This is a genomic window from Streptomyces sp. UNOB3_S3 (assembly GCF_020740895.1).
GTDB lineage: Bacteria > Actinomycetota > Actinomycetes > Streptomycetales > Streptomycetaceae > Streptomyces.
The window spans coordinates 1-7,169 of sequence record NZ_JAILXP010000359.1; the positions used below are offsets into that span (position 1 = coordinate 1).

The 7,169-nt window shown below is 73.6% G+C and carries 5 protein-coding genes and 1 pseudogene; 3 read left to right on the plus strand and 3 right to left on the minus strand.

The genetic code is table 11. The features are described 5' to 3' along the window. Window positions 1–125 precede the first annotated feature (125 nt). On the minus strand, window positions 126–1,772 hold the full coding sequence (locus K6I33_RS28715) for an AMP-binding protein (protein ID WP_229357454.1): 1,647 nt from the start codon (window positions 1,770–1,772) through the stop codon (window positions 126–128). Then, a complete protein-coding gene (locus tag K6I33_RS28720; RefSeq protein WP_238492175.1) occupies window positions 1,769–3,535 on the minus strand; it encodes an AMP-binding protein in 1,767 nt (588 codons plus the stop codon). Before K6I33_RS28720 ends, K6I33_RS28715 begins: the two co-directional genes overlap by 4 nt. 465 nt (window positions 3,536–4,000) lie before the next feature. On the opposite strand from K6I33_RS28720, the pseudogene K6I33_RS36435 reads away from it, so the two are divergent. Beyond that, window positions 4,001–4,273: pseudogene (locus tag K6I33_RS36435) on the plus strand (SAV_915 family protein); the annotation flags it as partial. Between the two features lie 216 nt (window positions 4,274–4,489). Next, window positions 4,490–5,773 carry a diaminopimelate decarboxylase gene (lysA, locus tag K6I33_RS28725; RefSeq protein ID WP_229357458.1) on the plus strand — a complete coding sequence of 428 codons (1,284 nt, stop codon included), beginning with the start codon at window positions 4,490–4,492 and terminating at the stop codon, window positions 5,771–5,773. A 33-nt stretch (window positions 5,774–5,806) separates the two neighbouring features. Here lysA and K6I33_RS28730 read toward each other — a convergent pair whose 3' ends face one another. Next, window positions 5,807–6,298 (minus strand): DUF1453 domain-containing protein, encoded by a 492-nt coding sequence (locus tag K6I33_RS28730; protein WP_229357455.1) that lies wholly within the window; start codon window positions 6,296–6,298, stop codon window positions 5,807–5,809. A gap of 86 nt (window positions 6,299–6,384) precedes the next feature. On the opposite strand from K6I33_RS28730, the gene K6I33_RS28735 reads away from it, so the two are divergent. Next, window positions 6,385–7,005 (plus strand): TetR/AcrR family transcriptional regulator, encoded by a 621-nt coding sequence (locus tag K6I33_RS28735; RefSeq protein ID WP_229357456.1) that lies wholly within the window; start codon window positions 6,385–6,387, stop codon window positions 7,003–7,005. Window positions 7,006–7,169 lie beyond the last annotated feature (164 nt).

Sequence of the window (7,169 nt, forward strand, 5' to 3'; positions counted from 1 at the left end):
CGGGGGATACGGGGGAACGGGGGACGACGGGGCGGGCCGCACACGGCCCGCCCCGTCCGACTGCCCGCGGCCCCGCCCGTCCGCCGCCGGGCCCGTCATCCGCCGGCCCGGTCGGCCGCCGGCCGTCAGCCGCCCGCGGCGACGCTCACCCCGGCGAGGAGCGCGGCGGCCTCCTCCCGCAGCTCCACCTTCCGCACCTTCCCGCTGATGGTCATGGGGAAGGCGTCCATCACCCGCAGGTGGCGCGGCACCTTGTAGTGCGCGAGCCGGCCCCGGCAGTAGCGGGCGAGCTCGTCGCGCGTGAGGCTGTCGGCGGGGTCGCGCAGGATGACGCAGGCCATGATCTCCTCGCCGAACTTCTCGTCGGGGACGCCGATGACCTGGACGTCGGAGATCTTGGGGTGGGTGTGGAGGAACTCCTCGATCTCGCGCGGGTAGACGTTCTCCCCACCCCTGATGATCATGTCCTTGATGCGGCCGACGATCCGGACGCAGCCGTCCTCGTCCATCACCGCGAGGTCGCCGGTGTGCATCCACCGGTCGGCGTCGACGGCCTCGGCGGTGCGCTCGGGGTCGTCCCAGTAGCCGAGCATCACCGAATAGCCGCGGGTGCACAGTTCCCCGGGCTCGCCGCGCGGGACGGTGGTTCCGTCGGCCGGGTCGCTGATCCTCACCTCGATGTGCGGCAGCACCCGCCCGACCGTGCCGGTGCGGCGCGCCAGGTCGTCGTCGCGCCGGGTCTGGGTGGAGACCGGGGAGGTCTCCGTCATCCCGTAGCAGATGGCGACCTCGGACATGTGCATCTCCGTCACGACCCGCTTCATCACCTCCTCCGGGCAGGGCGAGCCCGCCATGATGCCGGTGCGCAGCGAGGTGAGGTCGTACGTGGCGAAGTCGGGCAGGCCGAGTTCGGCGATGAACATGGTGGGGACGCCGTAGAGCGAGGTGCAGCGCTCGCGTTCGACGGCGTGGAGGGTGGCGGTGGCGTCGAAGGTGGGGGCCGGGATGACGACGCAGGCGCCGTGGGTGGTGGCGGCGAGGTTTCCCATGACCATGCCGAAGCAGTGGTAGAAGGGCACGGGCAGGGCGATGCGGTCCTCCTCGGTGTAGCCGAGGCCCTCGCCCACGAAATAGCCGTTGTTGAGGATGTTGCGGTGGGAGAGGGTGGCGCCCTTGGCGAAGCCGGTGGTGCCCGAGGTGTACTGGATGTTGACGGGGTCGTCGGGGCCGAGCAGTTCCTCGCGGGCGGCGAGGCGGGCGGGGTCGACGCTCCGGCCGAGGCTGACGAGGCCGGTCCAGGTGGGGTCGTCGATGTAGACGACGTCGCGGAGCGCCGGGCAGCGGCCGCGTACCTGTTCGACCATGCGGCGGTAGTCGCTCGTCTTGTACTCGACGGAGGAGACGAGGATGCTGATCCCCGCCTGGCGCAGGACGTAGGCCAGTTCATGGACGCGGTAGGCCGGGTTGACATTGACCATGATCGCGCCGATCCGGGCGGTGGCGTACTGGACCATGACCCACTCGGGACAGTTGACGGCCCAGATGCCCACGCGGTCGCCCTTGGCCACGCCCTTGGCGAGGAGTCCCAGGGCGACCTCCTCCACCGCCCGGCCGAACTCCGCGTAGGTCCAGCGGCGGCCGCCCTGGACGTCGACGAGCGCCTCGCGGTCCCCGAACTGCGCGACGGTACGGACCAGGTTCGCGCCGATGGTGTCGTCGAGCAGCGGGGTGTCGACGGGGCCTGCCGTGTGGGAGGGGGAGGGTGTGGTCACCGGTGGTCTTCCTCTCGGTACTCGGTCCCGCCGCCCCGCGCGGTGCGTTCGCGCAGCTCGATGCGGCGGATCTTGCCGGACACGGTCTTGGGCAGCTCGGCGAACTCCAGCCGGCGGACGCGCTTGTAGGGGGCCAGCACGGCGCGCGAGTGGGCGAAGAGGGCCTTGGCGGTGTCCGGGCCGGGCTCCCAGCCGGCGGCGAGGACGACATACGCCTTGGGCACGGACAGCCGCAGCGGGTCGGGGGCGGGGACGACGGCGGCCTCGGCGACGGCCTCGTGCTCCAGGAGGGCGCTCTCCAGCTCGAACGGACTGATCTTGTAATCACTGGATTTGAAGACGTCGTCGGCGCGCCCGATGTACGTGATGTATCCGTCCTCGTCGCGGGCGCCGATGTCGCCGGTGCGGTAGTAGCCGTCCGCCATGACCTCGGCGGTGCGCCCGGGGTCGCCCGCGTAGCCGGTCATCAGGCCGACGGGGCGCTCGCGCAGGTCGAGGGCGATCTCGCCCTCGTCGGCGGGCTCCCCGGTCCGCGGGTCGAGGAGGACGACGGTGAAGCCGGGGCTGGGGCGGCCCATGGAGCCGGGTTTCAGGGGCTGACCGGGCGGGTTGGCGATCTGGACGGAGGTCTCGGTCTGCCCGAAGCCGTCGCGGATGGTGCGGCCCCAGTGGCGCCGCACGGCCTCGATGACCTCGGGGTTGAGGGGCTCGCCGGCGGCCACGACCTCGCGCGGTGGGTTGCGCAGCGCGCCCAGGTCGGCCTGGATGAGCATCCGCCACACCGTGGGCGGGGCGCAGAAGCTGGTGACGCCGCAGCGGTCCATCTCGGCCATCAGGCGGGCCGCGTCGAAGCGGGTGTAGTTGTGGACGAAGACGGTGGCCTCGGCGTTCCAGGGGGCGAAGAGGTTGGACCAGGCGTGCTTGGCCCAGCCGGGCGAGGAGATGTTGAGGTGGACGTCGCCGGGGCGCAGGCCGATCCAGTACATGGTGGTCAAGTGACCGATGGGGTACGAGATGTGGGTGTGCTCGACGAGTTTGGGGCGGGCGGTGGTGCCTGAGGTGAAGTAGAGGAGCAGGGTGTCGTCGGCGTGGGTGGGCCCGTCGGGGGTGAACGCCTCCTCGGCGTGGTCGGCGTCCTCGTACGCCAGCCAGCCGCCGGCTTCCGGTGCTCCGCCCACCGCGATACGGGTGTAGTCGCCGGGGACGTCCGTGAACTTGCCGGTGTCCTCGGCCCGTACGAGCACGTGGCGGGCCCGGCCGCGCTCGATGCGGTCGGTGAGGTCGGCGGGTCCCAGCAGCGGGGTGGCGGGGATGACGACGGCGCGCAGCTTCATGGCCGCGAGGGCGGTCTCCCACAGCTCGCGCTGGTTGCCGAGCATGACGACGATCCGGTCCCCGGCCCGTACGCCCCGCGCGCGCAGCCAGTTGGCGACGCGGTCGGAGCGGCGGCGCATCGTGTCGAAGGAGAGCTTCTCCTCGTGGCCGTCCTCCTCCACGATCCACAGGGCGGTGCTGTCGTTGCCCCGGGCGATGGTGTCGAACCAGTCCAGCGCCCAGTTGAAGGCGGTGGGCCGGGGCCAGGAGAAGCCCTCGCGGGCCGCCGCGTAGTCCTCGCGGTGGTCGAGCAGGAAGTCCCTGGCCGCCCGGAAGCCGTCCGCCGGGCCGGGTTTCGCAGTCACGTTCGTCGTCGCCGTCACTTGTCCTCCATAAGTGCCCGGGGCCGCGCCGACCCCCGCCGGTGAGCCCGTGAGCCCGGTAAGCATCGTGCGGCAATGATCCACGTCTGACCAGCCCCGGAGAGGGCCGGTGCGCGCCCGGACGGGACACGGGGGCGGTGCCGGTGCGCGCGGGGCGGATTGTTCCAAAGATTTCCGGCGTCCGGAGCCGACCGTTCCGGGGCGGGGCGGCTGCGACGAGGGCGGACGGAGACGGACAGCGGGGCTGGACGGATGGGGGCGGACGGACGGCCACGGCGGTGGTACGGCGGCGCGCCGCCGGGGCGGACCGGCGCGAGGGCGCGTGGGGGCGCGAGGGCGGGTCGCGGACCGGTTGCGGGCGCGTAAACGAGCCGTCAAGGGACTCCCGGGTGGGGTCAATGTGCTGTCAAGGAGGCGATCGCCCGGACGGGGACCGGGCATAGCGTGACCGACGCACCTCACCGACACCTCCCAAGGACCGTCATGCATCTGAGCCGTACTCCCGCCGAGGCCGCGGCCGTCGCCGCGGCGATGTGCCCCGACACCGCCGGGAGCCGCCCCGCCGACGACGGCGAGCCTTCCCATCCGAGCCCGGAGCGGCCGCTGTACGTCCCCGTACGGCCCTGCTCCGTGGGCTTCGCCCTGCGTGTCTTCCGCACCCCGCTCGGCGCCCGTACGGCCGTCGCCTTCACCAGCAGGCGGCGGCTTTCCGACTGTCTGGGGCCGGGTGTCCCCTCGGTCCGTCTCGCCCTGCCCGCCGTACGGGCCCTGGCCGCGCCGCTGGGCGTCGGGCAGGTGTCGGTCGACCCGCAGCTCACGGCCCGCCCCGTACTGCCGGTGACCGAGGAGTCCACGCCCGTGCCGGCCCCCGGCCGGGCGGCCCCCGGCCACCTGTCGGACTCCGGCCGCCCGTCGGATCCCGGCCGTCCGTCCTACCCCGCGCGAGCGGACTCCAGCCGTCCGTCGGACCCCGCGCGAGCGGACTCCGGCCGCCCGTCGGACCCGGCGTGGCCGGGTCCCGTGTGGCCCGCCTCCGCCCGGGTCCTGCCCTCGGGCGGGCTGGCCGTCGGCGGGGTGCCCCTCGCCGAGCTCGCCGACCGCTTCGGCACCCCTTCCTACGTCGTCGACGAGGACGAGGTCCGGGCGCGCGCCCGTGCGTGGCGCGCCGCGCTCCCGGACGCCGACGTGGCCTACGCCGGCAAGGCGTTCCTCACCCGGGCGATGGTCCGCTGGGTCGAGGAGGAGGGGCTCCACCTCGACGTCTGCTCGGCCGGTGAGCTCGAACTCGCCGCGCACGCGGGCTTCCCCGGCGAGCGCGTCATCCTCCACGGCAACGCCAAGAGCCCCGACGACCTGCGGACCGCGCTGCGCCTGGGCGTGGGCCGCGTGGTCCTCGACAACACCGGCGAGATCGCCCGGCTCGCGGCGCTGGTGCCGCCCGGCGCCCGGCAGAAGGTGCTGGTCCGCGTGGTGCCCGGGATCGAGGCCGGCGCCCACGCGGCGGTGCGGACGGGTGTGGAGGGCCAGAAGTTCGGGCTGTCCCTCGACGGCGGCGAGGCGGCGGACGCCGTGGCCCGCGTCCTGGGCCAGCCCCGGCTGGAACTCGTCGGCCTCCACTGCCACCTCGGCTCGCAGATCACCTCGGTCGACCCCTACCTGGCCGCCGTCCGCAAGCTGGTGCCCTTCCTGTCCGGCCTGCGCGACGTGCACGGCGTGACGTTCCCCGAGCTCGACCTGGGCGGCGGTTTCGGCATCGCCTACCGCGACGGCGAACCGTCGTTCGACCCCGCCGAGTACGCGACGCGCGTCCGCGCCGAACTGGCGCTGCGCTGCGCCCACGCGGACCTCCCGGTGCCCCGGCCGGCCGTCGAACCGGGCCGCTGGATCGCGGGCCCGGCGGGCGTGGCGCTGTACCGGGTGCTGGCGGTGAAGGTCTCGGGCGGGCGGACGTTCGTCGCCGTGGACGGCGGGATGAGCGACAACCCCCGCCCGGCGCTGTACGGGGTGCGCTACACGGTCCGCCTGGCGGGCCGCGCCTCGGCGGCGCCGGCACGGCCGGTGACGGTCGTGGGGCGGCACTGCGAGGCGGGCGACGTGCTGGCGGAGGACGTCCCGCTGCCGGGTGACATCCGCCCCGGGGACGTCCTCGCGGTCCCGGCGTCGGGGGCGTACCACCTGTCGATGGCCTCGGCGTACAACCTGGTCGGGCGCCCGCCGGTGGCCGCCGTCGCGGGCGGCCGCGCACGGCTGCTGGTACGCCGCGAGACACCGGCGGACCTGTGGAGCCGGGAGCTGCCGGACTGAGCTCTCAGGTGGTGTCCGGGCGGGCGGCGTCGTTCAGCGACGTCGCCCGCCGTCCCGGGACTCCGGCGCGAAGGGAACCCCCGTCATCAGCCCGCGCGCGCCCACCGCCAGTGCCTCGCCCAGGAAGCCGATGCCGATCGAGAGCTGGACCGGGCGCGCCTGCGGGTGCATGCCCATCCGGCTCGCGAGCAGGCCGAAGCCGAACGAGAGCAGCGCCGACACCGCCATCACGGCGAACGTCCGTCCGGTGTAGCGCTGCCACAGCACCCCGTCCCTCTCGAAGACCTGGATGGTCAGCCCGCGCACCGCCCCCAGCGAGACGCCGAGCAGGGCGCCGGCCGCCACCCAGACGGCGTCCGCGACACCGATGCCCTCGGCCTTCCAGAGCGTCCAGGCGCCGAGGCCGGTCAGGATCAGCGGGGCCGCGAACAGGTCGCGCGCGTTGAGGGGTTCTCCTCGTAGCCGCTTGACGACGACGGCCACGGCGACCGCGGCGATGAGGACGGCCGACAGCCAAGCGTTCACTCCGACTCCTTGTACAGCTCATCAACAGCGTTAATAGCTCACCCGTGCCAAATAAGAATTTAGCCCGGTCGTGCTATAACGGCAACATGCCAAAGATCGTCGACCCCGAGGCCCGCCGCCGGGCGGTCGCCGACGCCGTGTTCCGGGTGGCCCGGCGCGACGGCCTGGAGAACGCGTCGCTGCGCAACGTCGCCCAGGAGGCGGGACTCGCCGTCGGTTCCGTGCGGCACTACTTCGCCGACCACTCCGACCTGATGCTCTTCGCCATGCGGGAGCTCGCCCGCCGCGTCGAGGTCCGCGTGCGCGGCCACGCCGAGCGGCTGCTGGCCGCCCCGCCCGCCCCGGACCGCGCCGCGCTCGTCGAGGAGCTCCTCGCGGAGTTCCTCCCCCTCGACCGGGACCGCCACGACGAGGCCGCCCTGTGGCTGGCCTTCAGCACGGCGGCCCGCGTCCGCCCCGAACTGCGGCCCGGCGCGGACAGGCTCCACACGGGCATGCGCGAGCTGATCGAGCGCGTCCTGCGCGAGGGGCGGAGCGCGGGCGGCTTCCCGGAGGACCTCGACGTCCCCACGGAGACGCTGCGGACGCTCGCGCTCATCGACGGCCTGACGCTCACGGCGGTCCTCCATCCAGACCGGGTCCCGGCCGACGACATGCGGCGGGTGCTGAGACTGCACCTACGATCGTTGCGGGGCAATAGCGACTGACGGCCCTCAGGGGCGGCAAATAGGGATGTATATCCTGTTCCGCGCAACCCGTTCTGCGGCCCGCGACCAGCGAGAGGGAGACGAACGATGCCCGAGCGCCCTCCGCGCCACCGGCCCGCCCCCAGGAAGCACTCCTGGCTGCGCCCCACGAACGGCCGCACGAC